Source organism: Streptomyces sp. NPDC001889 (assembly GCF_053594535.1).
The window spans coordinates 99,861-125,475 of the sequence record NZ_JBSFER010000015.1 but is presented as its reverse complement, the minus strand read 5'-3'; the positions used below and the strand labels follow the sequence as shown (position 1 = coordinate 125,475).

Below are 25,615 nucleotides of genomic sequence, written 5' to 3'. Positions count from 1 at the left end.
CAGCCTGCCGATCCGGAGCCGCCCGGGGCGGACCCGGCAGGATGACGATCGTGACGCGCGGGCCTGCTGGAGGCGACCGCCGCGCTGCTTATCGGGCTCTGTGCGGGAGAGGGAGCAGACGTCCAGGCACATTGCTTTCCAGCGGCCCGGGCTGCCCCTGGGGTCCGCGCCTGGACCGGCTGGAACACGCCGGTGCGGTCCAGGTGCAAGCGTGGCATCCGTGGACGCCGCGGTTCCCGGACCGCGAAAGGGGTCGTGCGGCTGCGGGGCCGGCCGGACGGGGTGGATCTGGAAGTCCCGCTGGAGACCGTCACCGAGGACGGGCAGATCACCGCCGGTTCGTTCCGCGGTTCGGTGCGGGCGAGGGGGTGCTGGAGCCCGCCAGTCGCGAAGGCTGGTGAGGGTGACGCGGGGACACGGGGACAGTCCGCCGTCCGGTACGCGGGCGGATGCCGCGGCACGTCCGCGGCTTGGGCGGCTCATGGTGGTGCGTCCGAGCGCGTTCCGGTCCCAGCTTTTCGGGTAAAAGTACGCTGCCCTGATGACGCTCTACTTCGACGCGGCGGCGGCGCTGTTCCAGGTGTACCCGAGCGGCAACGGTCGCTGGGAGGACCGCCTGTGGCTCAATGTCCCGGGTCCGGTGTACGGCGCCGAGACGGACAACTGCGCGACAGGTCGGCTCGAAGCCCCGCGGCACATCCACTACGGCGGTCAGTACTTCACTGAGTACGTGTACCGCCAGCCGCGCACACCGGACGAGGTGAGGGACGTACTCGGTGCCATCGAGGCGGAACCCATGGACGGCTATGCCTGGGACGGGGACCAGCGGTGGACACCGGAGTTGGTCCGGGAGTGGTGGCGGGACCGGGAGCGGATCCTGGAGTACCTGAGAGACCAGGCGCACGAGTGGGAGCGGTACGACCGGTGGCTCCCGAACCAACGAGCAAGGGAGGGTGCCCTGGATTTCGCGGCCTGTATCGCCGGCGGCACCGACTCCGGATGCCTGGAGACGGACCTGCGGATCTATCTCTACTGGCTGCAGGACCGCCGCTCTCCCACCCCGGCCGACCGACTGCCCGAGCTCTAGCCGGCGCGACGGCCAGATCCTCACGGTGGCACAGAAGCTCACCGACGCCTACTGGACGCGAACAGCGCGCGGAGTACCGGCCCTGCGGGCGTGCCTCGGCGGGTCCCCGGACGGGGCGGCGATGTGGCGCGGCCGCAGCTTCGGCGACGACCGGGTGCACCTGAACGACATCCACGGACCGGCGCACCGACACCACCCGCCGGTTCCGGACGGCCTGTTCCCTTCCCGCGCCGCGCTACGACCGCCGGCGACCGGCCCCCTGTCCGGTCGTCATGTTTCTCTCCTCGTCGGGCGGCTCCTCGGCCGGGCCACCTCGTGCGGCGAGATCAAGGCTTGTTCCACATCGCCCACGACGGTGACCCGGCCGCCATCGCCGGGGTCGGGATCGGGCATGATCGATTCCGGGTCGACGAGATAGATCTCGTGACCGTCCAGCGTGAGCCGGCGCACGACCTCCAGCAGCATGCGCCGTGCCACGTCGTCGATCGAATGGACCATGGTGAGGTCCAGCACCACCCGGGCTTCCGCGGGGGCGGTGTTCACGGCTTCCCGGACAACTCGCTCGGCTCCGGCGAACCCGATCCCGCCCTGCAGCTGGAGGACCCGGACCGCGGCCGGTCCGTCGCCGACGACGTGGTTCGACCGCACGATGGCACGCGCGGCGGCCGGGACCTCCATCACATGCAGACCCATGTCGGAGGAGAACCGCTCGAACAGCGACACTCCGCGAACGCTGTTCCCGTGGGCGTCCAGCCGTGGTGAGAACGTGGCGATGCCGATCTGGCCGGGGAGCGCCCCGATCAGACCCCCGGCCACACCGCTCTTCGCCGGAATGCCGACCTGGGTCGCCCAGTCACCGGCCGCGTCGTACATTCCGCAGGTGGACATGACGCTCAGCACCTGACGCACGACCGGTTCGCGGATCACTCGCTCACCGGAGAGAGGATTGACGCCGCGATTGGCCAGCGTCGCGGCCATCATGCCCAGATCCCGCACGGTGACGAGCACAGAGCACTGGCGGATGTAGCCCTCGACGACGGCCCTGGGGTCCTCGGTGAGGATGCCGTAGCCGCGCAGCATGTACGCGATGGCGAGGTTGCGGTGCGCGTGCTCCATCTCCGACACGCACACCGCCTCATCAGTCCTCAGCTCACGACCGGCGAACGCCGAAAGGCCCCGGACCACGCGCTCCACACGCTCCGCCGGGTTCATGCCCTCCGAACCGGCCAGCGAGTGGGCGGTGATCGCACCGGCGTTGATCATGGGATTGAAAGGGCGCCCGGTATCACTTTCGAGGGAGATCTGGTTGAACGCTTCTCCCGACGGCTCGACACCGACTTTGGCGAGCACGGGGCCGAAGCCGCGATCCGCCAGTGCCAGCGCGTACGCGAACGGCTTGGAGATCGACTGGATCGTGAACTCGGTATCGATGTCGCCGGCACCGTAGACCTCGCCGTCCACGGTGGCGAAGACCGCGCCGAGGCGCTCGGGGTCCGCTGTCGCGAGTTCGGGGATGTAGTCCGCCGGCTGTCCGGAGGTGTCCGCCTCGACATCTCCGATGGCCTCGGCCAGATAATCGGGAATGACCGACCGCATGCGTCGTCCTCCATACCTTTCGGGCGCTGAGTGTGCTGTGGCGCCGGCGCTGAGGCCGCCGTGGCGCGAGTGCCGTCCCGACTCTCGCCGGCAGTCTCTCCGCGTCACCACGCCGATGCGTGAACCGTAGCCGCAGCCTCCTGCTCGGCCCTCCTCGGCTCAGCCGTGTGGCGTAGCGGCTTCGGGGCGGGACGCCCCCCGCCGGTCAGCATTCTCGTCCGCCACCGGGCGCCCCGCGGGGTACGATCCCGCGCTCCGGCCGTTCCGGGCGGGGCACGGGCGGGGCACGGGCGGGGTGCTCACCGGCGGGTGAGCTTGAGTGTGAGGTTGTCCCGGCTGTCGGACTGCCCCTGGACGGTGAGCAGTTCGCTGGTGATACCGGCTTCGGCGAGGTGGCGCAGGAGCCGGGGCAGGGCGGGGTAGGGGTTTCGCGCGGAGTCGTTGAGCGGGTGGACGCGCACGTCCGCGGCGACGCGGACGAGTTCCCGGATCGCGGTGAGGTGGAAGGCGACGTCGAAGTGCCGGGGATAGGTGAAGAGGAGAAAGCCCGATACCGCGAGGGTGAAGGAGTCGTCCGGGAAGGGCAGGCGGGGCAGGGACAGGGCGCGGTAGTCCCCGCTGGTTGCGGCCCGGTCGCGCCGGAAGTCGTCGAGGAAGGTGGTGGCGGCCGTGTTCCAGCGGTGGGCGTGGGTCCACTGGCCGGCCCCGTCCAGGGGGAACCGGTCCGGCTGTGAGGCCGTCCACGCGCGGACCCGGGCGAGGTCGCGCTCGACCGCGCGTGCGAGGTCCGAGGGGCTGTGGCTGTAGACGGGGTCGGCGCTGACGGCTGTCCCGCCGAGGGTACGGACCGTGGCGGCGAAGTCGCTCGCGCCGCCGGGGCAGTCCAGAACCGGACCGGCGAGCAGGTCATCGGTGCTCAGGGCGAACTGCGCGACGCAGTCGGTGGCGGGACGGGCCGTGATGACGATGTCACCGATGGCGGACGCCCCTGGAGTGCTGCTCATGTCCGTGCTCTCCGCTGTGTCGGCTCACGCGGGCGGTGGCGGTGCCGGGCCCGCACCTGCCGGAGCGGGGTGCGGGCCCGGACTCCGGCTATTCGACCACGGCGTCGGCCACGGCGCGGGAGTCGGCGAGGAACCGGGCGACACCGGCTGGGGGAGTTCGGCGCGGGAGGCGGCGGCGGTGGCGGATGAGTCCGTCGGTGCTCCGGATGTCGACGGAACGCCAGGCTCTCCTTCCCCGGGGCCTCCGGCGGGAGGTACGGGGCCGGCACCCCGCCCCCGCGCTGTGGACACAACCCGGCTCCACCAGGGGAAGGAACGACCGGCGCCCCCCACCACGCGCGCACATCAGTGACCGGCCCCGAGATGCCGGCGCGGTCGGTCGCCGGACTCGGCGCGCAGGGCCAGCCGGCGGTACTCGCCGGGTGTCATTCCCTGGGCGGTTCGAAAGCTCCGGCTGAACTCGGATGCCGTGAGGCACCAGCGAGCCGCGATCGCCTGGATGGGTTCGCCGGCCCGGCGCGGGTCGCCGAGGTCGGCACGGGCGCGTTCCAGCCGCTGCCGCCGGATCAGGGTCCCCACGGTGACGCCCTCGTGCCGGAAGACGCGGTGCATGTAACTGGTGGAGATGTGGTGTGCCCGGGCGATCGTGGCGGGGGAGAGGCGGGGATCACCCAGGTTCCGCTGGATGAAAGCCCTGATCCGCAGCGCGGTCGTGACCCGGCGGGTGTGCTGCGGCAGCGCGCTGTCGTTCTCCACCGCCTGGGCCAGCGCGGTCGCCGCGAGGTGGGCGATCACCGCCCCGAGCCCCGGTCCGTCCGCGAGCCCGTACTCGGGAAGGTTGCGCACGAGCCGCCGCAGCAGACTCGCCAGCAGCCCGCCCACACCCTGGTCGTCCGGGATGGGCAGCCCCACCGAGCGGTCCGCGAGCCGCCGGGGCAGGGGCAGCACGGCCTTGGGCACCTCGACCCCGATCATCAGTATCCGGCCCCGCTCCGCGAAGGAGCGGATCTCGACCGGCCGTGAGGAGTCGCAGGTGTGGAAGAGTCCGGGGCCCGCCCGTAACGACTTGTCGCGCCACTCGGCCACTCCCACACCCCGGAGCATCAGGGTCAGATGGCAGCTCTCGGGATCGGACTGCCGTATGAGCTTCTGGGGCCGGCGGAAGACCACGGGCGGGAAGGCGGCCGGCCACACCGTCACCTCCCCGAGCCTGATCACGCGCTGCCGCACCAGGAAGTCGTCGGAGTGGTCGCTGCGCAGCTCCAGGGGCGCGTGGGTACTGCTCAGCAGCTCACGCCAGTGGCCGAAGCGGTCCCGCGCGGCGATGTGACCGTTGGAGTACGCGGCCGTGGGCAGCGGGAGGGGTGGAGCCGGAGCGGAGCTGGTCCGGGACATGGTCGCGTCCTTCCGTCGTACGCGGTGGGCGGGCCGGTTCACGGCCGACGACGTGCTGGTCGATCCGCACGGGCGCAGGCGGTCCCCCGTCCGACGGGAGGAGAGAGCGGCCCGCCACGGCTGCGCCATGACCGCACGGCTGTCGGAGCCAAGCCTTCCCCGTCATCAACGGAGGGACTCTCTCCGGGCAGTTCCGCGGAACCTCGGGCTCGGCGGCGCGGGCGCGGCGACGTGGATGGGGTCCCTCCGGGAGGGGGAATCACGCGGATGCCGCCGCGGCCGCCGGGTGGCGAGGATCGCGCGGGCGGGGACAGCGGCCCGCCGGCGCGTCCACAGCGAACGCTGGGCGGCGGAGAACCGGTGGTCGGCGCGGTGCCAGATCATGATCAAGCACGGTGGCGGGCATGGCTCCGCGCGCAAGCGGCCACGGACGTCGTCGTCGATTCCCCGTACGGGGTACGGAGCCGGACGGATGGTGTGTGCCGGACTCCTGGGGACAGCGCGGCCTGGCTGCGGTTCCCCGTCGCGGCGAACCTGGTGGCCGGAGGGCGGCCGGCCCCGCGTACCCAGATCCCGCACCGCTCCACCGCTCCACCGCCACACCGCCTCGCCCGCCGCGCGCTGCGGCCGGGGTGACGTGCCGACGTGCCGACGACGCACCGAGGAGTCTCCATGAGCAGCCGCACCGATACCACGACCTGGAACGCCGGGGCCCTTGACCAGATCCTCTCGAACGGCGAGGGGCTTCCCGTTCTGTTCGCCCAGGCCCGCGTCCTGACCACGGACCCGCTGATCGGGACCGTGACCGGCGCCGATCTGCTGCTCGTCGGCCGGCTGCTGGCGGGGGTCGGCCCCGGCATCACCGCCGCAGCCGACGACAACGCCATCGTCGTCGACTGCACCGGACTGACGATCGCCCCCGCCGTCGTGGACGCCGTGGCACTGACCGCGGGCCGTGGCCGGCGTTCCGAGTACTCCGCGACTCCGGCACCGGGGAACACCGCCGACCTCCTGGTGCTGTCCGACGAACTCGCCGCCGACGCACCGAGCGCGCTGACCGCGCTCCTGACGAGGCCCGAGCAGATCCGCGCGCTCGTCGCTGCCGGGCGTCCGGTCCTGTGGTCCGGTGCCGAGGTCCCCGGACGGGCCACCGCACCGGAGACGGACATCCCGGCCGCCCGGGAACTCACCGGCGATCCGCGCGTCGGCGTCTGGACCGACCGCGCCGGCTTCCCGCGCCAGGAACTCACGCCGGACGGCCGCTACGACGAGACCGGGGGCGGACGCCCCCACGCCTACCGGGGCCGCCACTGGATCGACGGCGACCGCATCGACTACCTGGACGATCTCGGCTTCTACGGAGTGGGAAGCTCGCCGTCCTTCGACCTCGCCCCGCGTGTTCGCGCGGTCGTGCTCCCGGCTCGCGTGCCCGCTCAGCCCGGCCTCTCGGCTGCCGCGCTCTGGGCCCGCGCCACCTGTCCGAGTGCTCTCTTGAAGGCGGCGTAGGTTTCCTCGCCCAGCGACTGCGCGTGCCGTTCCTCGATCGCGCGCATGATGGCGCCGGCCGTCTCCATCTGGAGCAGACCGCGTTCGGTGGGGCGGACCAGTTTGGCGCGGCGGTCGGCGGGGTCCGGGACGCGTTCGACGTAGCCGAGGCGTTCCAGATCGTCGACGAGTGTTCCGACCACCTGCTTGTGCCGGCCGGACAGACGGGCCAGTTCACTGGCGCGGATGCCCTCGGGGCGCAGATGGGCCAGAACGGCCCCCGAGCGCGGCAGGATGTCGTCGAAGCCCCGCTCGGCGAGCGTGGCGAACAGTTCACGCTGGACGGAGAACAGCACCCGGGCGGCGAGCACCCCCAGATCCGGTCCCGGTCCCGGTTCTGTCTGCCGGTCGCCGGTCATGCCCCACGCCCTCCCTCTTCCGTCCTGTCTCCGCCGTCCCCTTCACGGCGGTCCGACCGGCGAGTTTAGCCGCCGGACCGCCCCGCGCCCCGCGCCGCTCCAACTCCCGCTTGCCAGAAGGGTGATGGTCGCCTAGATTCAAAGTCGTCACTGAAATTGACTATCACGATTAGTGACTAAAACGTGAGGGGAAGATCATGAGTGAGCGCGGCAGGTACCTGGAGCCGGTCACCCGCGAGAACGCCGCTGTCGTTCTGGTGGACCATCAGGTCGGTCTGCTCTCGGGCGTCCGGGACATCCCGGTGGCCGAGCTGAAGCACAATGTGGCGGCGCTGGCGCGGGCCGCGACCGCGCTGGGCATCCCGCTGGTGGTGACCACCACCGCGGCCGACAGCATGTGGGGGCCCACCGCCCCCGAACTGGTCGAGGCCCTTCCCTCCGGGCAGGAGATCATCGACCGCGGCTCCGTCAACGCCTGGCACGACGACCGGGTCCGCGAGGCCGTCGAGGCCACCGGCCGCCGGAAGCTGATCTTCGCCGGGGTGTCCCTGGAGGTGTGCGCGGCCCTGCCCGCGTACGCCGCCACCGCCGCGGGCTACGACGCCTACGTGGCGGTGGACGCCTCCGGCACCTTCAGCCCGGCCAAGAGGGAGGCCGGGCTGGCGCGCATGCAGCAGGCGGGCGTCATCCCCAGCGACTACGCCACCCTCATCGTCGAGGCTCTCGGGGACAACGCCGCGCCCGAGGCGGGTGCTGTCTACGCCGCGCTCGACATGCCGTTCGCCGTCCTGGTCGGCCAGATCGCGGCTGCCAACCGGTCCTGACGCCGCGACGAACGGCTCCGCTCCACTCGGGTACTCCCGTCCCGTGGGCGCGGAACGCCGGGGCGCCGGGCCTCGCGCGAGGCGCGTCAGGCTCCGGCGGGCGGGGCGGGCGGGGCGGGTTCCGGGAAGGTGACGCCGGTCAGTTCCTCCGAGACCGCCCACAGGCGCCGGGCCGCCACCGGGTCGCTGGCCGCGGCGGAGCGGCCGACGAGGGTCGGACGGCCCCGGATCTCGCCCCGGCCGTCCGGGCCGGCGTAGCTCGCGCCGGGGAGGTCCTGGGTGGCGGCGTACAGGGTCGGCAGCGCGCCGGCCCGGCTGTCCTGGGCGACGATCCGCATCGCGGCGCGGCTCAGGGCGCTGCCGCGGCGGCGCTGCAGGTTCGTGGCGGCCCAGCCGGGGTGCGCGGCCAGGGCCCGCACGGGTGAGTGCGCGGCGGCGAGGCGCCGCTGGAGTTCCAGGGTGAACAGCAGGTTGGCCAGTTTGGACTGGCTGTACGCCGCCCTCGGCCGGTACTCCCCGGTCAGTCCGAGGTTGTCGAAGCGGATGCGCGGTGTGCCCGGTTTCCTGTGCGCCTCGGAGGAGACGGTCACCACCCGGTCGGTGATGTGCGGCAACAGCAGGTTCGTCAGGGCGAAGTGGCCCAGGTGGTTGGTTCCGAACTGCGTCTCGAAGCCGTCCCTGGTCCGGGACTCCGGGGTGCCCATCACGCCCGCGTTGTTGACGAGTATGTGCAGGGTGCCCCGCCAGGCGGCGGCGAACGCGCGCACGGAGGCGAGGTCGGCCAGGTCGACGCGGCGTACTTCCACGCTGCCGTCGACGTCCGCGGCCGCGGCCTCGCCGCTCTCGGGGTTCCGTACCGCGAGCACCACATGGGCGCCCGCGCCGGCCAGCGCCCGGACGGTGGCGAGGCCGATCCCGCTGTTGCCCCCGGTGACGACGGCGGTGCGACCGCGCTGGTCGGGGATGTCGGTGATGTTCCACGGGCCGGGTGCGGCGTGGGGTGTGGTGGTCATGCCCCCGAGTGTGGGCAGCGTCCACATTGTTGTCAACGACAACAATGTGGATTCGGTCAACCATGTGGTCGGTGCGCACACGGCCGTTAGACTCGCCGCCATGCAGTCCCGCACCCGCCCCTACCACCACGGAGACCTGCGCGCGGCCCTGCTGGCCCGCGCCGAGGAGACCCTCGGGGACCGGGGGCCGGCCGCCTTGTCGCTGCGCGAACTCGCCCGCGACCTCGGCGTCAGCCACAACGCGCCCAGCCGCCACTTCAAGGACAAGGAGGCGTTGCTCGACGCGCTCGCGCTGGGCGGTTACGAGCGGATGACCGAGACCATGCTGGCGGCGCGGAGGGGCGCGGGGGAGTCGTGCCGCGAGAAGCTGGAGGCCGTCGCCCGCGCCTATGTGGGCTTCAGCAGGGAGAACGCCGCGCTCCTCGACCTGATGTGCTCGGTCAGGAAGGACGCGCGAGCCTCGGCGGCCCTGCTGGAGGCCGGCCGGCGCTGGGCCGAGCTGATCGAGGGTCTGATGCGGGAGGGGCAGCGCCAGGGTGAGGTGCGCGAGGGGCCCCTGGAGTGGATCGGAGTCCCGGTCTTCGCGGCCCTGCACGGCTTCGCCGACCTGGCCGCGACCGGCATGATCCCCCCGGAGGCCGCGGAGCGCGGGCTGGACGAGGCGATCGCGTTCATCCTGCGGGGCTGCGCACCGGATGGACGGGCCTGACCGTCACTCACCCCGCCACCCCCGTGACGGCGCCGGACCGACCCACCCCCGGCCCCAGGTGACCTCGATATCCGGACAGGGGCCGGGCTCGCTGCTGAGCCCGGCCCCTGTCCGGATGGACGGCTGTCCTCGACCGTGACGGCGGCGGAGGTCTCAGGGTCTCTCGCCGGGTGACCCGTCACGTTCTCCGCCGAGTGGTTCATTCCCTTTCGGGCACCGAATGGATGAAGCTGATCGTGCGGGAACGCATACCCACACGGCGTCGCTCGATCATTTCCTCCACCGGGGGGTCGAAAGGCCCGCGGATCGGTTTGCTGTGCAGCTTCACCGCGCAGTCGAGATCGGTGCAGAGGAGAAGGCCCACCGTGTTGAGGCGTTTGCGCTTGTCCCGGGACGGGCGTCGAGCGGTGAAGAGGGAGACCTCGTTGAACCGGCGGGTGAACCGGCACAGGTCGCACATCATCGCGCGCGAGCTGTGCGCCGCGTTGTTCGGGGCCTGCCGCAGCAGCACTCCCCGCGCCTGGTCGTCGGCCTCGGTGACGAGGTAGGCGCGTTGGGGGGAGCGCATGTCCCGCCATCCGAGATAGTCGATCCGGTCCCACCGGACGTCGTCGAACCAGGCGGGCAGCCGGACCTTGCTGCCGGTCCCGTCCGGGTTCACGATCGAGCCGCGTATCTCCTCCCTGGTCATCGGGCGCATGGCAGCTCCCGGCGAGTTGCCCGCGCGCGGATGGACATGCCGGTGGGGGAGGTGGGCGGAAGGGGTGGGAGGGTCCTTGCGGTACTGGACACCCGGTGCTCCTTGCTGAGGAATCCGTCATGACAGCAAGAGCAGGCCGAGCGGCTCGACAGAGAGGCCCATCCGCTCGGCGCGACAGGCGCGCGGGCTGAGAGGTGTGGGCTGGTTCAGGGCACCGGAGGTTCACGTCCGGTCCGCCGTCCGGCAGGGACGGCGTCAGGAAGACGGACGGCTACGCGGTGTGGCGAGGCGCGCTCGGCGCGGGCCGAAACATAAAAATCCCTCTTCCAGGGCGCGGCGGGCCCAGAGCAGATCGACGGAACTCCGCCAGATTAACCACCCCTCCCGGAGCGGTGGCAACCGATTTACCGGCCCCTTCTCCCTTCTGCGGCGAGCGGGGACATCTGACCCCGGTGGGGCTCGGCGGCGCCGGGCCCGGGTGGGCAGAGTGGTCGCCCCCGTCCGCCGATGGCGCGCGGGAGCCGCTCGGCACGGTGGCGCGGAGCCGCCGGCCGGTCTGGCGGTGACGCGAAACGGTTCCCGAACACCCCGGCGGGAAGTGGCCGGAATGGGATGGGGCGCTCGGTGCGCCACGACCCCGGGGCGCCGGGGGAGCGGACGCCGCCGAGCCTCGCCCGGTCGACTGCTCCCGGGGCCGCCGACCGGATCATCGAGGTGTTCCGGCGCGAGCCCGCGAGCCCGTGCACGGCTCCGGACGGGGGTGTGCGGGCGGTCGTCCGTACCGGCGTGTCCATGCCGAGTGCGACAGAGGCATCGGGGAAGACCTCCGGTCGCATCGATCCGCCCGGCCTCGCCGCGCCCAGGGCCGGTGACACGGCCGCGCCCGGCCGTGGACCGCCACCCCCGAGGACCGGCCCGCCACCCGGCCGGTCCTCCTGCCGCCCCCGGTGGACCTCCGGCTCCCGGTGCCTCTCCCGCCCCGGTGGACCTTCCGCGCCCGGTGTCTCCCTCGGGGGCGACCTCCGCCCGTGGGCCTCTCAGGCTTCCCCGCCGCGTCCCTGTGCGTTCCCGCGCCGCCGGCGGGCTCGCTCGGCGATCCCGCCGGCGAGCCTGTCCTTCACCGAGCCCGCCCGGTCCAGCGTCTCGCTGCCGAGGTTCCTGGCGGCGCCGACCCCCTTCGCCCCGGTCTCCAGCGCCCTGTCCCTGGCCTCCGTGGCCGCCTCCACCCACCGTCTCGCCTCCGGGGACCGGTGACCGGACTCGATCCCCAGCCGTCCGCGGAACTCCTGGACGCCGGCCGCCACATGGTTGCTCGACCGCACCACGGCCGGGGACTTGGCCGGGTGCAGCAGCACCTTCGCGTTGGCCGTGCCGGCCGCCGCGTCCATCCTGGCCACCAGATGCCCGGTGATCCGCGCGATGTGATCCAGCCGGTCCTGCCGGGCCGCCCTCAGCCCGAGGCGATGCCCGTTCAGCTCCTCCGGTGACGCGTCCCGTACCCGGTCGAGTTCGAGCACGGCGATCGCGTCCTGGAGCTGGAAGCAGCGGGCCAGAACGGCGAGCCACTCCCGGACCGCGGACTCGGCGTCCCCGGCCGCCGCGGCGAGATCACCGATCCTGGTCTTCCGCTCCAGCTTCTCCGCCGTCGCGTCGAGCCGGCGCAGGGCGTACGCCTGGGTCTCCGCGACCGCCGCCGGCGCGGCCTGCACCTTCGACCAGGTGACCTCGTCGACCCTGCCACCCCTCTTCTCCCGGATGGTCATGGCCTCCTCGATGACGAAGCCCACTCCGACCACGCGGGCCACCACGGAGTCCTTCTGGGCGCGCAGCACATCGTCGACCTTCTCGTCGATCGTGGCGAGATAGTCGGTGATCTCGTCCATGGCCTGCTGCATCGCGACCTGCGCCATGATCCTCGCGGCGCCGGCGAGCATCGCCGGATCGGCCGGAAGCGCGCGGCTCCCCCTCACGAACTCGACGAATCCCCTGACCTGGCCCTTGGGCCCCTTCACCACCCCCGTGCCGAGCCCCGTCCCGGCACTCTCCCGCAGCCCGTACTTCTTGACGAGCCGGGCCGAATCCGGAGTCAGCTTCACCCACCGGGCGGATTCGGCGGCCATCTCCGAACCCGCCTCCGCGATGGCCGCCCCCGCACCGACGCCGGACGTGAACCGTCGCGGTCCGAGGTCCTTCGACGGCAGCCCCTCCGAGACGAGGAAGCGGTCGACATCCGCCGCACTCCCGATGACCGCCAGGCCATCACCGTCACTGATCAGCTGAATCTCGTGGTCCATCGCCCCGCCCGCTCCCGAAGTGGACTGTCGGCGTCGAGAGTAGCCGGGTCCCGCCCGGCGCCCAGCGGTCCGGCTCCCCGCCCCGGCGGGGGGCCGGGGCGGGGAGCCGGTCGGGCGGACGGGGAGCCGCGTTCCGGTGGCGGCGGAGGCCCGCCGGGGACCGGGTCCCCCCGGGGCCACTACCAGGAGCGGTGGAACCTCAGGTGGTTGCCATTGCGCTCGAACCAGCCGTGGAAGCCCCAGTTGATCCAGCCCGCGTCACCGTGGTTCGTGAACTCCCCGGACTCGAAGATCCACAGTCCGAAGTAGACATGGCCCCAGCGCACATTGGCGTAGACGGCGGTGCCCTGGAAGCGGTCGGTGTAGTTCTGGCTCAGGTTGTGCAGCACGACGTTGTGCCGGCCACCGGCGTTGTGGAACGCCTTGCTGACCGCCTCCTGCACGAAGGTCTGGCGGTTGTTGGTCTGGATGTTGCGCAGGGCGTCGGCGATCGCCTGGCCCCGGCCCAGATGGTCCATGGAGACGGAGACCGTCACGGCCACGGCCCGGGTGGAGGGGGGCTGGGCCGCCGTGGTCGCTGAGGGGGTGAGTGCGGTCGTGGCCGTGGCCGGGGCGGCGGGACGCTCCGCCGCCTGCGCCGGGAGCGCGGCGGCCCCCGTCAGCGCGAGGACGGCCAGGAAGGTCGAGGCGAGGGCGGTATCGCGGCGCATGAGGGAGATTCCTGTTCTGCCGGGGCCCGGGCCGGGGCCGGAGGGTGAGGGATGTGCGTTCGCCGGGGATCGGTGTGCGCGGGACCGGGGGTCATCAGGGACGGCGGAAGTTCACATGGTTGCCGTTCTGCGTGAACCAGCCACGGAAGCCCCAGTTGATCCAGCCGCCGTCGCCGTGGTTCGTGAATTCACCGGATTCGAAGACGAACACCCGGTAGGTGCCGTGAATTCCGCTGACCCTGGCGTCATAGACCAGACCGTGCAGATTAAAGCTGAATCCATTGGAGTTGTTGATGACCATGACGTTGTAGTGCTGGCCGTTCTCGTAGAAGAGGCCCTCCATCAGGGACTTCACATATCCCGGACGGTTCTGGTTCTTCTCGATGGCATTGCGGACGATGGTAATGATCTTCGCGGTGGAGTCGACGATCGACTTGATGACCTCGACCTGCGGGGCACGCACGCCCACCTCGCCCGGCGTCACTTTCTGGGCCGCGACCGGCTTGGGCTGCGGAGCGGGCGCCGTGGCGGCGTAGGAGGCGGTGGCGGGCAGCAGGACGCCCGCCGCGGTGACCGAACTGGCGATCATCAGAGCGATGCGCTTGCGGTTGATGGCCATGGCATTTCTCCCTTTCGTGATGCCGGGGCTCGTGAGCCGGCCTGGTGCGGCGTCAACGCCGAGCCCCCGTCCGCCCGTTCTCTCAGCGGCTGGCCATAAGTTTTCCCGTCCACCGGCGACGAGGCCAATAGATCGTGCTGATGGCACCCATCACGCGCACTGATGCGGGCCCCTGGATTTCTCCGATCGCGCCGGGAGCGAATCGCCGGTGTCGTCCGCCGGGAAATGCGGCCCCGTATGGATTGCGGTCCTTTCGACGCGCTCCGGGGATATCGCGGCGGGCGCCCGTGCCCCGGCTGCCGCGCTGCGACCCCGGCTGCCGCGCTGCGACCCCGGCCGTGGCGCTGTGGCGCCGGCTGCCGCGCTGTGACCCCGTCCGGCGGGCCGTCGCTCCGCCGGACGGGGTACCGACTGGCCCTGCCTGTTGCCCGCCGAAGCGATGACAAACGGTGGAATCAGGCCAATCGGGCGGTGGTCCCGGCCCCTGCCCACGCGCGCACGCCGCCGCTCGCGGGCGCCCTGCTCATCCCGGGGGGACGTGTGCGGGCAGGGTGAGGGACGGATGGACCGGCCGCTCCTGCGCGGAGGGCCCGGCGGAGAGACGGCGCAGCAGGTCGTCGCGCCGCTCCAGAGCCCGGGCGGTGGCCGGGAAGAGCACGGAGTCGCCCACGCCCACCCGGTCCTGATGGGCGGTCACGAACGCACGGGTCTCGCGCTCGTAGGCGGCGAAGCCCGCGTCGTGGTTCCGGCCGGCCAGGGAGGCGGCGAGCATGTACGCGCCGACGAGCGCGAGGCTGGAGCCCTGGCCGGTGAGGAACGAGGGCGCGTACGCCGCGTCGCCCACCAGCGCGACCCTGCCGCTGGACCAGCGGGGCATACGGATCTGGGTGACCCCGTCGAAGAACAGGTCATCCGCCTCCCGCAGGGCGGCGAGCATCCCCGGGACCTCCCACCCCGCGCCGGCGAAGACGCCGGCGACCAGCTCCCGCTGGGCCGCCGTGCTCCGGAGCGCCTCGGACGGCGGCTCCGGGTGGGCGAAGACCAGGAGGGCGTGCACCGGGTCGCCGCCCCCCACGGCGTAGAGCGCCGCCGCCCTGCCCGGGGTGTTCCACATCAGCGTCTCGTGGGAGAGCCCGAAGGTGTTGGGCAGGGTGAATCCGGCGAAGCGGTAGCCGAGATACCGGTGGAACCGCTCCTTCGGGCCGAAGACGGACGCGCGGGTGCGCGAGTGCGCTCCGTCCGCGCCGACCACCATTCCGAAGGTACGCGTACCGCCCCCTCGGAAGGTGACATCGACCCCGTCGCCGGAGTGCTCGACGGTTTCGAGGGAGTCGTCGAACAGGAACTCCACATCGTCGCGGACCGCCGCGTGGAGCGCTGCGGTCAGATCCCCGCGCCGCACCTCCAGGTCGTGTCCCGCGACACCGCCGGTGAGGGCGTGCGGATCGACCGAGGCCACCTCGCCGCCGTCCCGGTCCAGGAAGGTCATCCGGCGCAGGTCGATGTGCGCGTCCCGCAGCCGCGGCAGGATGCCCATCCTCCGGACGACCTCCAGCGCGGTGCCGCGCACATCGACGGGGTAGCCGCCGTGGCGCGGCGCGCCCGCCTTCTCGACCACCGTGACCGCGAAGCCGCGGCGGTTCAGCCAGAACGCGAGGGCGGGCCCCGCGATACCCGCCCCGGAGATCAGGACCTCGCGCCCCGGCGCGGTGCGGCGGTTCCCCGGCGGATCGGCGCGGTTCATTCCCTGACTCCTCGGCTCATGGCACGGGCGACCGGAAGGGAGAGCGCCGTGACGGCGGCGGCGGTGACGAGGCCGGCGGTGAAGGCCGATTCGGCCGGCACCTCCGACCCGGGAGGGGTCCCGGCGGTGAGGATCGCGCCGCTGAGCTGCACCCCCACGGCGTAACCCACCACACGCGTCACCAGGACCAGACTGGTGGCGATGCCGGTGTCGCCCCGGTCCACGGACAGGGCGGTCCCGGCCACCATCGCCGTCACGCACAGGCCGTTGGCCAGCGAGATCAGCGCCTTGCCGACGGCGAGGTGCCAGAGTTCGCTGTGCACGGCCGCCAGACCGGTCAGCGCGGTGACCATGACGACGATCCCGGCGGTCACCACGGCGCGCGAGCCGAGGCGCCGCGCCCCGATCCCGCTCAGTGGCCCGGCGAGCGAAGCGGCCACGGCGCCGGGCAGCAGGACGAGGCCGATCCGGGTGGCGTCCGCCCCGAATCCGTACCCGTCCCCGGACACCGCGAGGAGCTGCGGGACGAGATGGACGGCCACCCCGGTGCCGGCGCACAGCACGAACGTCAGCAGGCACGACCTCCACACCGCCGGCCGCGCCAGCAGCCGCAGATCCACCATCGGTGAGGCGGCGCGGCGCTCGACGGCCACCCATCCGGTCGCGAAGGCGGCCAGAACCACCAGGAAGGCGCCGAGCACCAGGGGCCGGGCGACGATGCCGGCCGCCAGCGCGAGTCCGAGCATCAGCGTGACCAGGGTCCCGCTCAGCAGGACCAGGCCGGGCCAGTCGAACCCCGTATCGTCCGGCCGGTCCTGCGGGTCCCGTGGCATCAGCCTGTTCACCAGCAGGGTGCCCCCGGCGACCGCGATCGTCGGCAGCGCGAACATCCAGTGCCGGGACAGCTCCTCCGCCACCGGCCCGGCCGACAGCGTTCCCGCCATCGCGCCCCCGACGAACAGCCCGCTGACCACCCCGATGGCCACCTTCGCCTCGCGCGCGGGGAGGTGCCGGCGCACCAGGATGAACGACAGGGGGAGCGCGCCCACCATCGCCCCCTGGAGGACCTGGCCGAGCAGCAGCACCGGCAGGTTCGGCGCGAGCGAGGACACCAGACCGCCGGCGCAGACCACCGCCATCAGCCGGATCAGTACCCGTTTCCCGCCGTAGCGGTCGCCGAACCTGCCCGCGACCGGGGTGACGAGCGCGCCGGTGACGAGGAGCGTGATGCTGAGTAACGCCCCTTCGGCGGGGCTCATGTCCAGCTCGCGCTGGAGCAGCGGGAGCGTCGGCGTCACCACCGATTCCAGGGCGCCGGTGGCGACCGCCAGCAGGCCGAGGGCCCGGACGGCCGGCCTGCCGATGTGGACCGGTGGGGGTGGGAGGGCGGTGGTGGTCATGGACGTCCTTTCCGTCGGCATCGCGCGCCCGGCGCCGGCGCGGTGGCCGTGCCGCGCGGTCCGCGCGGTCCGCGCGGTGCGATGGACGCGGTGCGGTGTACGGGTCTGTGTGGAGCGCGCGGTGCGGGTGTGCGTACGGCTGTGCGTGGTCCTCGGCGGGCACGGCCGCGGGCCGCCCGGCGGGGCGGACCCGGTCAGCCGTGACCGGGGTGGCGCGCACAGCTCCGCCCGGTGGAGCGGGCGGAGCCATGGGGTGCGCATCCACCGGAATTACACTACACCGTGCAGTGTAATTCGGTTAGGATGACCCCATGCCGACCACGAAGACACTGCGCGAGGGGTCCACGCCGAAGCGGGCCGCCATCCTCGCGGCGGCCCGGGAACTGTTCCTCTCCGACGGCTTCGACCGCTCCAGCGTCGACGCGGTCGCCGCCCGGGCGGAGGTGTCCAAGCGGACGGTGTACGACTACTTCGGCGACAAGCAGACCCTGCTGAAGGCGGTCGTCGACGCGGCCGGCCAGTCACTGATCACCACGATCCGGCGCACTCTCGACGACACCCTCGCCGACCCCGTCGAGGACGCCGGCCTCGAAGACGCCCTCGTCGCGTTCTCGATGCGGATCGCGACCGACATGCTCGGCTCGGCGGAGTACGCGGCGCTGCAACGGCTGGTCCGGGCGGAATCCGGCCATCTGCCCCACCGGGGCTACAACTCCATGGCCGACACCCCCGACGAGGCGCTCGCCGAGCGGTTCGCCGCCTTCGCGGCGGCCGGGCTGCTCGACATCCCCGATCCCCGGCTCGCGGCCGACCAGTTCATCGCGCTGACCTTCGGCGTCGCGCTCAACCGGCTCGGCTCCGCGAACGCCGCGGCGGACACCCGCGTACGGCCCCTGGTCGTGGCGGGGGTGCGGACCTTCCTCCGGGCACACCGGCCCGGACGGGGCTGAGGCCCACAGCCCCGGGACGGTACGGAAGAGGGGCAGCCGGAGCGCCGGCTGACGGTCTGTCCGGGCCGTCCCGCCGGGGTGGAGCGGGGCGCGGCGGAGGGTCGTGGTGCAGGATGGACCCATGTGGGAGGGGACAGTCGGCCGGCTCTTCGGGCGACGGGAACGGATCACGCGCTCCGGGAGTCCCGGGCGCGCGGAGCACGCCGGGACCGAAGCCGCGATCACGGCGTTCGGGATCGAGCTGGACGAGCACACGTTCGCGCCGGGGCAGCCCGGCGCCACGGACGGGATGCGGGACGACCTGCGGCGGGCGCTCGACGCGTACGACGAGGCCAAGCGGGAGTTCGCCGGGGCCGGCGAGCACGGCCGGGACGCCGTACTCGGCGCGCTGCGCGCCCTGGACACCGGGCGGCACGCGCTCGCCTGCCTCGACGCGCGCCTCGCCGGACGGGAACCCCCCGAGCGGCTGCCGCTCTGCTTCTTCGACCCCCGGCACGGCGTCTCCACGACCCGGGTGCTCTGGACGCCGGAGGGCGGGGCCGCCCGGCCCACAGCCGTCTGCGCCGCCGACGCCGCACGGCTGGCGGACGGCCTGGCCCCGATGGGCGCACCGCCGACCCCGCCGCCCGCCGCGCCGGGGACGCGCGAGCGGGGAGCCGTACCGGCGTCGCCGTGGGACGCCGTGCGCCGGCGTCCGCGCCTGCGGATGTCCGGCAGCGGGCGGCCCGGGCCGGTGGCACCGGACCGGGAGGACCGGCCGCACGGCCGCGAGACCAGCGGCGGCCGGGGCCGCGCGGGAACGCCCGGCGTCGTCCTCCCGGTCGTCGGCGAGCCCGCCGTGCTCCTCTTCCGCACCGAGCGCCCGGTCCGGGTCACCGTGGTCTTCAAGCCGCCGCGCTCGTCCGACGCGCTCCGCACCTACACCGTGGGGGACGGCTCCGAACCGGCCACCGCCCTGCTGCCGCTGGTCCGGGCCGGCGACAGGAGCGTGATCCGGTTCTCCGTCACCTTCCCCGACCACGAGCGCACCGACTGGTGGGCCCGCTCCGAGGGGCTCGACGCCGTGGCCGATGTCGACGTGTCCGCCGAGGGGCGCGGCTACGCCCTGCTGCGCTACACCGGCCCGGCGGGGCGGATCGCGATTCTGCGCCACCGGGGACGCGGCTCCGTTCTCCTCCAGGCGCTCGACGCCGGGCTGCGGGAGGGAGAGGTGATCGTCCGGGGCAAGGGGGACACCGCCGCCGCCTTCGAGTGGCCGGGGCCGGGCTACTACCAGATACGGGCCCGTGGCGCCTGGGACATCGGGGGAGCTGACTGACCGGGCGCGGCCAGTCCGCTCCCCGTACGACCCGATCGCCCGCCCCGGGGACCGGCGCCGGAGGTCCGCCCCGGCGCGGACCCCGGCCGCACCGGATTGCCGTCGGGACGGTGGTGTCGTTCCCGCCCGCGCGGGGGAGGGAGCACGGTTGAGGGGCCCGTACACACGGCGGACGAGGACGAGGAGCATGGCGCATGACGTTCACACGCTGGGAGGACCGGTCCGTCATCGTGACCGGGGGGACGCGCGGCATCGGGCACGGTATCGCCGAGCTGTTCGCACGGCAGGGGGCGGCCGTGCTGCTCACCGGCCGCGACGGTGCGAACGCCCGGACGGTCGCCGGTGAGCTGTCCCGCGCCACCGGTGGACGGGTCGCGGGGATGGGCGTGGACCTGCGGGACCCGGAGGCCATCGAGGGGATGGCCGCCGAGGCCGCGCGTCTGCACGGGGGCATCGATGTGCTCTGCGCCAACGCCGGGATCTTCCCGGAGAAACCACTGCGCGACATGACCGCCGACGATGTGGACGAGGTCCTGGACGTCAACCTCCGGGGCGGCATCCTGGCCGTCCGCGCCTGTCTCCCGGCGATGGAGCGCGCCGGCCGGGGCCGGATCGTCCTCACCTCGTCGATCACCGGCCCCGCCACCGGCTACGCGGGCTGGTCCCACTACGGGGCGAGCAAGGCGGGCCAGGTGGGGTTCCTGCGCGGCGCCGCCCTCGAACTGGCGCCGCACGGCATCACCGTCAACGCCGTCCTGCCGGGCAATGTGCGCACCGAGGGCCTCGTCGAGCTGGGCGAGGAGTACCTCCGCGGCATGACCGCCTCGATTCCGCTGGGCCGGTTGGGCGAGACCTCGGACATCGCGCACGCGGTCCTCTTCCTCGCCTCCGACGAGGCCGCCTTCATCACCGGCCAGACCCTCACCGTGGACGGCGGCCAGACGCTGCCGGAGTCCCTGGACGCCCTGGCCCCGCCCCGGCCATGACCCTAACGACCCTAACGACCCGGACGACCCTGACGACCCGGCCCGCCGGAGTCAGTCGCCCGGGTCGTCCGGCACCACATGGACGGCGGCCTCCTCGGCGGACGCGGCCGCTCCGGAGATGCCCTCGTCGCGTGCCACGAGATCCTTCTCCTCGTCCTCGTGGGCTCCTTCGTCGGGGGCCACCAGCCGCCCGGCGCGGCGGTCGCCCACCTCGTCGTCGCGGCGTTCCCCGTCCGTGTCGGAGGTGTCACCGATGCCGTCCCCGTCCTGCGGGCCGTCCCACTCCTCCGGCTGCTCCTCCGCGAGCCGTCGATCCAGTGACTCGCCCTCGCGCTGCTCCCGGGCGGTGGTGCCCCAGTGCTCGACGCCCAGCGGCCGTTCCGGCGGGGACCAGCCCTCGTCGTAGGGGTCGGCGCCCCGGTCGATGAGGGTGTCCTCCGGGTCGAGGACTCCCTCGTCGTCGGGGACCTCGTTGTCGTCCGGGGACTCGGGCTGATAGACATCGTCGCCCCTGGCCCCTTCGGGCTCCTGGTCGTCGGCCATGACTCTCCTCCTTCGCCCCGGCCCCTGGGTCGTCTCTTTCGGATCGTGCCGGGCTCGCGAGCCCCGGCACCGCGCCTCGCCGCGTTGTCGCCGGTCGCCGACGCTCCGCGTGGGCTCCCTCCTCCGCCTCGCGATCCACGGCACCGGACCCCGCTCACCGATCCGGCCCGATCCGAAAGAAACCCTAGGACGACCACAGCACACGACCCACCGGGCCGCATCCGCGCGGCCCGGCCGGCGGCGGCACCGCTCACAGCCCGCCCAGGCCCGCCACCCGCTCCCGGACCAGTGCCGCCGCCTGCCGGAGGGCGGCGGCCTCCGTCTCCTCCAGCTCCCACTCGACCGCGCTCAGCGCTCCCTCCGCGTCCATGGCGACGGGAACCCCCACACTGACGTCGCGCAGACCGTACTCGCCCTCCAGGGCCATGGAGGCCGTCCACCCCACCGGCCCTCCGGAGACCCGGTGAGCCTCCCGGGACGGCCCGCGCGTGAGGTCCCGGATCATCCGGGCCACTCCCTCGGCCGTGGTCCACGCCGTGGTGCGGGGCACGTCGAGCCGGCTCCACTCGGCGTAGAAGCCGCGCAGGCTGGTGAGGACGGACTGCCGCTGCGGGGCGGAGAGGTGTACGCGCCGGCCGTTCACCCGGATGCGGCCGAAGAGCGGAACGAACGCGTCCCCGTGCTCGCCGACGACCCAGGCCGTGGTGGACGCCGCCGTCGCGCCGAGCACCCGGGCCGTGGCCACCCGCAGGCGCAGGCTGTCGTTCCAGGAGTAGCCGAGAATCCTGGTGCGGTCGATCTGCGCATGGCGCCGCAGCCACTGGCTGAACACATCGATCGGGTTCGTCACGACAATGACGTGGCCACGCCACTCAGAGGAGATCTTGGCGATCTCGCGGAAGTAGGGATGCACGATCTCCGCGTTGCCGGCCGTCGACTCCGCGCGCGGCGCCCAGGCGGTCAGCGGGACCGACGCGGCGATGACGACGATGTCCGAGTCGTGGAAATCCCCCGTGGTTCCGTGTCCGACCCGTGGTGCGCGGCCCAGCGGCGCGAGCGACTCGGCGTCCATCAGCAGACAGCCGATGGACTCCGGGCTGCGGCCGATGAGCGCGATCTCGTAGGGGTCGCGGGCCGTGAGGAGCAGATGGGCGAGGGACGCCCCCACCCCGCCCGCCGCACCGACGATCGTGACCTTGGCGGGTTTCACCGCGATCGCACCGACGTCGCCTCGCGCCCGGCCCGGGCGCGGACGGCCACCCAGCCGAAGGAGCACGTCGGGTGGGTGGTCCGCCCGCTGAGGCGCTCGAAGTCGGCGAGGAGGCCGGGGCCGGACCACGAGGTCCGCGAGGGCCGGGCCGCCTCGACGGTGGAGCGGTAGAGCCGGCCCCAGGCGGAGTCACCGGTGTAGAAGGGCACCTCCATCGTCACGTCACGGAGGTCGAGTCCGCTGCGCTCCACGGCCCGGGGCAGCCTGCGGCCGAGCCGGAAGTCGATTCCCTCGGTCTGTCCCCAGCGGCACCAGGCCGACCAGAAGCGCTGATGCTCGGGACCGGCGAACACGGCGGCGCTGGCGTCGGGTTCGATCAGGACCAGCGCACCGTCCGGCCTCAGGGCGCGCGCCAGGCGCTCCACCACCGACTCCCAGCGCGGCAGATGGTGCAGCAGGGCCCGGCAGGTGATCACATCGAAGGCGTTGCGGGGCAGTTCGTCCGTGAGGACGTCGAGTTCGCGCACGGACAGGTTGGGGCGCCGCAGGTCCCTCAGGAACGACAGATTGATGTCGGTGGCCAGGACATGCCCGTCCGGGCCGACCTGATCGGCCATCCACCCGGCGATGGTGCCGGTGCCCGATCCGAGTTCCAGGCAGCGCTGTCCCGGGCGCAACCCGGCCGCTCGCAGGGCCCGTTGGTGCAGGGGGTCGAGCAGGCGCGCCAGCAGCAGCAGACGGTCGCGTTCGGCCGAACCCGAGCCGGCGAAGACATAGGGGTGGGCCACCGTGCCCTCCGGGGGGAGTGCGCTCGTCATGAAGGAGTCCTCTCTCGCTGAGTCGATACCTCGGGGGAGGGGCCGCGGGGGTGGGGCGCGTGCCGCGGACGACCGGTCCTCGCCGGCGGCCGGCGCGGCCCCTCGCCGGCCGGCGGGCCGCCGTACGGGGGTCAGGCGGTGGTCCCCGCCCCCGCGACATAGGAACCGGAGGCGGCGGTGATGATGAGCCCGGCGACCGCGGCGGGCTTGGACATGTACACGGCGTGGCTGCCGCCGGTCTCCACCATCGCCGAACCGGCCCGCTCGGCCATGGCGCGCTGGGCCGGCGGAGGGATCATGCGGTCGCCGGTGGCGACCAGATAGAAGCTCGGCCTCTTCTGCCAGGCGGGCCGGGCGACCGCCCCGCCGAGGGCGTCCACACCCCAGGGCACCTGGGAGTCGGCCAGGAACCGGGCCTCGTCGGCGGGCAGATCCCCCGCGAAGGACGCGGCGAACCTCTCCCGGTCGAGGAGGAGGTGTCCGCCGACCGGAGGCAGGATCGGCGGGACCGGCGCACCGGCCGGGGGATCGGCGATCAGGGTGCTCACGGACTCGCCCCTGTCGGGTACGAACGCCGCGATGTAGACGAGCGCGGCGACGTTCCCGTGGTTGCCCGCCTCCGAGATCACCGCGCCGCCGTAGGAGTGCCCGACCAGGACGGCCGGGCCGTCCTGGGCGTCGAGGACGAGGTGGGTCGCGGCGACATCGCCGGCGAGGGAGAGCGTGGGGTTCTGGACGACGCTCACGCGGTAGCCGTCCGCGCTGAGCAGCCGGTGGACCCCCTTCCAGCCGGACCCGTCGACGAATCCGCCGTGGACCAGGACGATGTTCCGGATGTGCGCAGGGGTGCTCACGATGGGTCAGCTCCTTGGGGTGTTCCTCGCCCGCGGGCCGGCGACCCGGTGCTCCGGGGCACGCGGGGGAGAGGGGTGATGGTGGTGGGTGCTCACCGGACCGGGTGCTCGGTGGCCGGGTGTCCGCCGGGCCGGGGGAGCCGGGCCGGGTGGGTGTCTGTCGTGCTGGGCGGGCCGGGCCGGACGGGTGCTCACCGGACCGGGTGGGTGTCTGGCGGGCCGGGGGAGCCGGACCGGTGTCCGTCGGGCCGGTGCTCACCGCACCCGCACTCGCACTCGGTCCCGGTCCCGTTCCCGGCCGGTGGAGTGTTCAGCCGGCCGGGCCCGCTGCCCGGCGCGGGACGGTCCATGACGCGTGGGTGTTCACCTGGTCCACGGTGGCCCGGGCCACCTCCCGGTACCCGGTCGCGATCTTCCGGGCCCGGTCGGCGGGGAGCGCCCCGCCGTGTTCCGCCGCCCGCGAGATGATCTCCTCCGGCCCCAGGCGCCGGTTGGCCAGCACCACCGCGTTGACCGTCGGCCTGCGCATCCGGTCGTAGCGGCGGAGCGCGGCCCCGGGGTCGTTCTCCCGGGCCAGGCACCAGGCCAGTACCCGGGTGTCGACGATGGACTGCGACCCGCCGTTCATGCCCATGGGGAACATCGGGTGCGCGGCGTCACCGAGCAGGGTGACCCGCCCGGCGCTCCAGTACGGCAGCGGATCGCGGTCGGCCATGGGGTACTCGAAGATCGCCGAGGAGTGCTCGGCCAGTGAGCCGAGGTCGATCCACGGCAGATCCCAGAGCGCCAGCCCGGCGCGGGCCTCCGCCGCCGTGAGGCGGCGGCCCGCGCCGTCCGGAGGCGCGGCGGACGGACCGTACCGTACCTCCAGCACCCAGTTCATCAGGGCCCGGCCGCCCTCGGTCACCGGGTCCTCGATCGGGTAGGCGACGAACTTGGCGCCGGGCGTGCCGCCCGCGACCACGATCGTGCGGCCGTCGAAAATGTGCGGATGGCGGGCGACCCCGCGCCACATGTGGACGCCGTTCCCCTTCACGGGGCCCTCGTCCGGGTGGAGTTGCGCGCGGACCGCGGAGTCGATGCCGTCGCAGCCGACCAGCACATCGGCGTCATCGACCACGGGCCGGCCGCTCGCCCGGTCCAGGAAGTGGGCCCGGACACCGTCCCCGGTCTGCTCGAAACGCCGGAACAGCAGACCGGTGCGGACCGCCTCCGGCCCCAGGCGCTCGCGCACCGCCGCCAGCAGCAGCATCTGGAGACTTCCGCGGTGTACGGAGTGCTGCGGCCAGTGGTAACCGGCCACGAGCCCCAGCGGTTCCTCCCACACCGGCTCGCCCGACCGGTCGCGGTAGCTCAGCCTGCGCGGGGAGAGCGCGATGGCGGCCAGCTCACCGGCCAGGCCGAGTTCGGCTAATTCGCGGACGGCGTGCGGCAGCAGATTGATGCCCACGCCGACCGCCTCGACGGTCCGCGCGGCCTCGTGCACCCGGGGTGCGAAGCCGGCGGCGTGCAGACTCAGGGCACAGGTCAAGCCGGCGATGCCCCCGCCCACGACGGTCACTCTCATCGATCTGTCCCTGCCTCTCACCGAAGCCCTGGGGCCGGGCCCCTGCCATCAGCTTCCGGCCACGGGCGGCGGGGCGTCCAATACAGAGCGGTGATGGCAGCCATCAAGATCGTTGATCGCGGCGGGGGTTCCCGGGGCCGTGGCGTTCCCGTCCATGGCGCGGGCCGTGGGCCGTGTCCCGCGGGGAGCCCACCGTGCCCGCCGGACGGCGCGCGCCGCGCGGCCCCCTCGCCCTCCAGGCGGTGCCGCGACCGCCCCGCACCCGGCACGCGGGGCGCCCCGGCCGGCGGCACCGGCGCGTTCGGGCGTCCGGCGGCGGGCCCGGAGGGCGAACCCCGGCCCCGAGCACCCGTCACCGGCCGGCGGTACG

General features: G+C 73.2%; 23 protein-coding genes and 1 pseudogene. 8 read left to right on the top strand and 16 right to left on the bottom strand.

Features of this window, described 5'->3' with window-relative positions; translation table 11 throughout:
- Positions 1 to 54: 54 nt before the first annotated feature.
- Positions 55 to 156, top strand: a pseudogene (locus ACWCRA_RS18990) (NADP oxidoreductase); the annotation flags it as partial.
- 385 nt (positions 157 to 541) lie between these two features.
- Entirely contained in the window at positions 542 to 1,087 is a 546-nt protein-coding gene (locus tag ACWCRA_RS18985) for a ferredoxin (RefSeq protein ID WP_451068108.1), read from the top strand.
- Between the two features lie 270 nt (positions 1,088 to 1,357).
- On the opposite strand, the gene ACWCRA_RS18980 is transcribed toward ACWCRA_RS18985, so the two are convergent.
- The 3 genes from ACWCRA_RS18980 to ACWCRA_RS18970 form a co-directional block, all read right to left on the bottom strand.
- Positions 1,358 to 2,683: a glutaminase gene (locus ACWCRA_RS18980; RefSeq protein ID WP_451068107.1), complete on the bottom strand. Its 1,326-nt coding sequence runs from the start codon at positions 2,681 to 2,683 to the stop codon at positions 1,358 to 1,360.
- A 299-nt stretch (positions 2,684 to 2,982) separates the two neighbouring features.
- Positions 2,983 to 3,687 carry a hypothetical protein gene (locus ACWCRA_RS18975; protein ID WP_451068106.1) on the bottom strand — a complete coding sequence of 235 codons (705 nt, stop codon included), beginning with the start codon at positions 3,685 to 3,687 and terminating at the stop codon, positions 2,983 to 2,985.
- Between the two features lie 345 nt (positions 3,688 to 4,032).
- A complete protein-coding gene (locus ACWCRA_RS18970; RefSeq protein WP_451068105.1) occupies positions 4,033 to 5,082 on the bottom strand; it encodes an AraC-like ligand-binding domain-containing protein in 1,050 nt (349 codons plus the stop codon).
- 672 nt (positions 5,083 to 5,754) lie between these two features.
- Here ACWCRA_RS18970 and ACWCRA_RS18965 point away from each other — a divergent pair.
- On the top strand, positions 5,755 to 6,588 hold the full coding sequence (locus tag ACWCRA_RS18965; protein WP_451068104.1) for an Atu4866 domain-containing protein: 834 nt from the start codon (positions 5,755 to 5,757) through the stop codon (positions 6,586 to 6,588).
- On the opposite strand, the gene ACWCRA_RS18960 is transcribed toward ACWCRA_RS18965, so the two are convergent.
- On the bottom strand, positions 6,516 to 6,986 hold the full coding sequence (locus ACWCRA_RS18960) for a MarR family winged helix-turn-helix transcriptional regulator (protein ID WP_451068103.1): 471 nt from the start codon (positions 6,984 to 6,986) through the stop codon (positions 6,516 to 6,518). The two genes, ACWCRA_RS18965 and ACWCRA_RS18960, sit on opposite strands and share 73 nt — an antisense overlap.
- Positions 6,987 to 7,183: 197 nt before the next feature.
- Between ACWCRA_RS18960 and ACWCRA_RS18955 the strand changes: the two genes are divergently transcribed.
- Positions 7,184 to 7,810, top strand: a complete 627-nt coding sequence (locus ACWCRA_RS18955; RefSeq protein WP_451068102.1) for an isochorismatase family protein — start codon at positions 7,184 to 7,186, stop codon at positions 7,808 to 7,810.
- An 86-nt stretch (positions 7,811 to 7,896) separates the two neighbouring features.
- Here ACWCRA_RS18955 and ACWCRA_RS18950 read toward each other — a convergent pair whose 3' ends face one another.
- Positions 7,897 to 8,823: an oxidoreductase gene (locus ACWCRA_RS18950; RefSeq protein ID WP_451068101.1), complete on the bottom strand. Its 927-nt coding sequence runs from the start codon at positions 8,821 to 8,823 to the stop codon at positions 7,897 to 7,899.
- Here ACWCRA_RS18950 and ACWCRA_RS18945 point away from each other — a divergent pair.
- Positions 8,822 to 9,532, top strand: a complete 711-nt coding sequence (locus tag ACWCRA_RS18945) for a TetR/AcrR family transcriptional regulator (RefSeq protein WP_451068100.1) — start codon at positions 8,822 to 8,824, stop codon at positions 9,530 to 9,532. The two genes, ACWCRA_RS18950 and ACWCRA_RS18945, sit on opposite strands and share 2 nt — an antisense overlap.
- Positions 9,533 to 9,731: 199 nt before the next feature.
- Here the strand turns inward: ACWCRA_RS18945 and ACWCRA_RS18940 are convergent, their stop codons facing one another.
- From ACWCRA_RS18940 to ACWCRA_RS18915, 6 genes are all read right to left on the bottom strand, one after another.
- On the bottom strand, positions 9,732 to 10,223 hold the full coding sequence (locus ACWCRA_RS18940) for an FBP domain-containing protein (RefSeq protein ID WP_451068099.1): 492 nt from the start codon (positions 10,221 to 10,223) through the stop codon (positions 9,732 to 9,734).
- Positions 10,224 to 11,269: 1,046 nt separating this feature from the next.
- Positions 11,270 to 12,526 carry a hypothetical protein gene (locus tag ACWCRA_RS18935; RefSeq protein WP_451068098.1) on the bottom strand — a complete coding sequence of 419 codons (1,257 nt, stop codon included), beginning with the start codon at positions 12,524 to 12,526 and terminating at the stop codon, positions 11,270 to 11,272.
- Between the two features lie 179 nt (positions 12,527 to 12,705).
- Positions 12,706 to 13,236, bottom strand: coding sequence for a hypothetical protein (locus tag ACWCRA_RS18930; RefSeq protein ID WP_351546132.1), 531 nt, complete (start codon positions 13,234 to 13,236; stop codon positions 12,706 to 12,708).
- Positions 13,237 to 13,330: 94 nt separating this feature from the next.
- Entirely contained in the window at positions 13,331 to 13,855 is a 525-nt protein-coding gene (locus ACWCRA_RS18925; protein ID WP_451068097.1) for a stress protein, read from the bottom strand.
- A 523-nt stretch (positions 13,856 to 14,378) separates the two neighbouring features.
- Entirely contained in the window at positions 14,379 to 15,599 is a 1,221-nt protein-coding gene (locus ACWCRA_RS18920; RefSeq protein ID WP_451068096.1) for an FAD-dependent monooxygenase, read from the bottom strand.
- Positions 15,596 to 16,999 (bottom strand): MFS transporter, encoded by a 1,404-nt coding sequence (locus tag ACWCRA_RS18915; RefSeq protein WP_451068095.1) that lies wholly within the window; start codon positions 16,997 to 16,999, stop codon positions 15,596 to 15,598. Before ACWCRA_RS18915 ends, ACWCRA_RS18920 begins: the two co-directional genes overlap by 4 nt.
- A gap of 311 nt (positions 17,000 to 17,310) precedes the next feature.
- Here ACWCRA_RS18915 and ACWCRA_RS18910 point away from each other — a divergent pair, with 311 nt between their 5' ends.
- The 3 genes from ACWCRA_RS18910 to fabG all read left to right on the top strand — a co-directional run bounded on the left by ACWCRA_RS18910 (position 17,311) and on the right by fabG (position 20,253).
- A complete protein-coding gene (locus ACWCRA_RS18910; protein ID WP_351546144.1) occupies positions 17,311 to 17,949 on the top strand; it encodes a TetR/AcrR family transcriptional regulator in 639 nt (212 codons plus the stop codon).
- 121 nt (positions 17,950 to 18,070) lie between these two features.
- Entirely contained in the window at positions 18,071 to 19,267 is a 1,197-nt protein-coding gene (locus tag ACWCRA_RS18905) for a hypothetical protein (RefSeq protein WP_351546146.1), read from the top strand.
- Positions 19,268 to 19,461: 194 nt separating this feature from the next.
- The gene (gene fabG / locus ACWCRA_RS18900; RefSeq protein WP_451068094.1) at positions 19,462 to 20,253 is read left to right on the top strand and encodes a 3-oxoacyl-ACP reductase FabG; all 792 of its coding nucleotides are present in this window, start codon (positions 19,462 to 19,464) and stop codon (positions 20,251 to 20,253) included.
- Between the two features lie 51 nt (positions 20,254 to 20,304).
- Here the strand turns inward: fabG and ACWCRA_RS18895 are convergent, their stop codons facing one another.
- The 5 genes from ACWCRA_RS18895 to ACWCRA_RS18875 form a co-directional block, all read right to left on the bottom strand.
- Positions 20,305 to 20,796 (bottom strand): DUF5709 domain-containing protein, encoded by a 492-nt coding sequence (locus ACWCRA_RS18895; protein ID WP_351546151.1) that lies wholly within the window; start codon positions 20,794 to 20,796, stop codon positions 20,305 to 20,307.
- Positions 20,797 to 21,046: 250 nt separating this feature from the next.
- Complete coding sequence (locus ACWCRA_RS18890; protein ID WP_351546154.1) at positions 21,047 to 22,006, bottom strand: lactate/malate family dehydrogenase; 960 nt, start codon at positions 22,004 to 22,006, stop codon at positions 21,047 to 21,049.
- The gene (locus ACWCRA_RS18885) at positions 22,003 to 22,824 is read right to left on the bottom strand and encodes a class I SAM-dependent methyltransferase (protein ID WP_451068093.1); all 822 of its coding nucleotides are present in this window, start codon (positions 22,822 to 22,824) and stop codon (positions 22,003 to 22,005) included. Before ACWCRA_RS18885 ends, ACWCRA_RS18890 begins: the two co-directional genes overlap by 4 nt.
- Positions 22,825 to 22,955: 131 nt before the next feature.
- Positions 22,956 to 23,678 carry an alpha/beta fold hydrolase gene (locus ACWCRA_RS18880; protein ID WP_351546159.1) on the bottom strand — a complete coding sequence of 241 codons (723 nt, stop codon included), beginning with the start codon at positions 23,676 to 23,678 and terminating at the stop codon, positions 22,956 to 22,958.
- A gap of 310 nt (positions 23,679 to 23,988) precedes the next feature.
- Entirely contained in the window at positions 23,989 to 25,245 is a 1,257-nt protein-coding gene (locus ACWCRA_RS18875) for an FAD-dependent monooxygenase (RefSeq protein WP_351546162.1), read from the bottom strand.
- Positions 25,246 to 25,615: the final 370 nt, after the last annotated feature.

What these genes read in the sequence shown, in the direction of transcription:
- ACWCRA_RS18985 (WP_451068108.1), top strand. Translation starts at nt 542, where the DNA reads ATGACGCTCTACTTCGACGCGGCGGCGGCGCTGTTCCAGGTGTACCCG.
- ACWCRA_RS18980 (WP_451068107.1), bottom strand. Translation starts at nt 2,683, where the DNA reads ATGCGGTCGGTCATTCCCGATTATCTGGCCGAGGCCATCGGAGATGTC.
- ACWCRA_RS18975 (WP_451068106.1), bottom strand. Translation starts at nt 3,687, where the DNA reads ATGAGCAGCACTCCAGGGGCGTCCGCCATCGGTGACATCGTCATCACG.
- ACWCRA_RS18970 (WP_451068105.1), bottom strand. Translation starts at nt 5,082, where the DNA reads ATGTCCCGGACCAGCTCCGCTCCGGCTCCACCCCTCCCGCTGCCCACG.
- ACWCRA_RS18965 (WP_451068104.1), top strand. Translation starts at nt 5,755, where the DNA reads ATGAGCAGCCGCACCGATACCACGACCTGGAACGCCGGGGCCCTTGAC.
- ACWCRA_RS18960 (WP_451068103.1), bottom strand. Translation starts at nt 6,986, where the DNA reads ATGACCGGCGACCGGCAGACAGAACCGGGACCGGGACCGGATCTGGGG.
- ACWCRA_RS18955 (WP_451068102.1), top strand. Translation starts at nt 7,184, where the DNA reads ATGAGTGAGCGCGGCAGGTACCTGGAGCCGGTCACCCGCGAGAACGCC.
- ACWCRA_RS18945 (WP_451068100.1), top strand. Translation starts at nt 8,822, where the DNA reads ATGCCCCCGAGTGTGGGCAGCGTCCACATTGTTGTCAACGACAACAAT.
- ACWCRA_RS18950 (WP_451068101.1), bottom strand. Translation starts at nt 8,823, where the DNA reads ATGACCACCACACCCCACGCCGCACCCGGCCCGTGGAACATCACCGAC.
- ACWCRA_RS18940 (WP_451068099.1), bottom strand. Translation starts at nt 10,223, where the DNA reads ATGACCAGGGAGGAGATACGCGGCTCGATCGTGAACCCGGACGGGACC.
- ACWCRA_RS18935 (WP_451068098.1), bottom strand. Translation starts at nt 12,526, where the DNA reads ATGGACCACGAGATTCAGCTGATCAGTGACGGTGATGGCCTGGCGGTC.
- ACWCRA_RS18930 (WP_351546132.1), bottom strand. Translation starts at nt 13,236, where the DNA reads ATGCGCCGCGATACCGCCCTCGCCTCGACCTTCCTGGCCGTCCTCGCG.
- ACWCRA_RS18925 (WP_451068097.1), bottom strand. Translation starts at nt 13,855, where the DNA reads ATGGCCATCAACCGCAAGCGCATCGCTCTGATGATCGCCAGTTCGGTC.
- ACWCRA_RS18920 (WP_451068096.1), bottom strand. Translation starts at nt 15,599, where the DNA reads ATGAACCGCGCCGATCCGCCGGGGAACCGCCGCACCGCGCCGGGGCGC.
- ACWCRA_RS18915 (WP_451068095.1), bottom strand. Translation starts at nt 16,999, where the DNA reads ATGACCACCACCGCCCTCCCACCCCCACCGGTCCACATCGGCAGGCCG.
- ACWCRA_RS18910 (WP_351546144.1), top strand. Translation starts at nt 17,311, where the DNA reads ATGCCGACCACGAAGACACTGCGCGAGGGGTCCACGCCGAAGCGGGCC.
- ACWCRA_RS18905 (WP_351546146.1), top strand. Translation starts at nt 18,071, where the DNA reads ATGTGGGAGGGGACAGTCGGCCGGCTCTTCGGGCGACGGGAACGGATC.
- fabG (WP_451068094.1), top strand. Translation starts at nt 19,462, where the DNA reads ATGACGTTCACACGCTGGGAGGACCGGTCCGTCATCGTGACCGGGGGG.
- ACWCRA_RS18895 (WP_351546151.1), bottom strand. Translation starts at nt 20,796, where the DNA reads ATGGCCGACGACCAGGAGCCCGAAGGGGCCAGGGGCGACGATGTCTAT.
- ACWCRA_RS18885 (WP_451068093.1), bottom strand. Translation starts at nt 22,824, where the DNA reads ATGACGAGCGCACTCCCCCCGGAGGGCACGGTGGCCCACCCCTATGTC.
- ACWCRA_RS18875 (WP_351546162.1), bottom strand. Translation starts at nt 25,245, where the DNA reads ATGAGAGTGACCGTCGTGGGCGGGGGCATCGCCGGCTTGACCTGTGCC.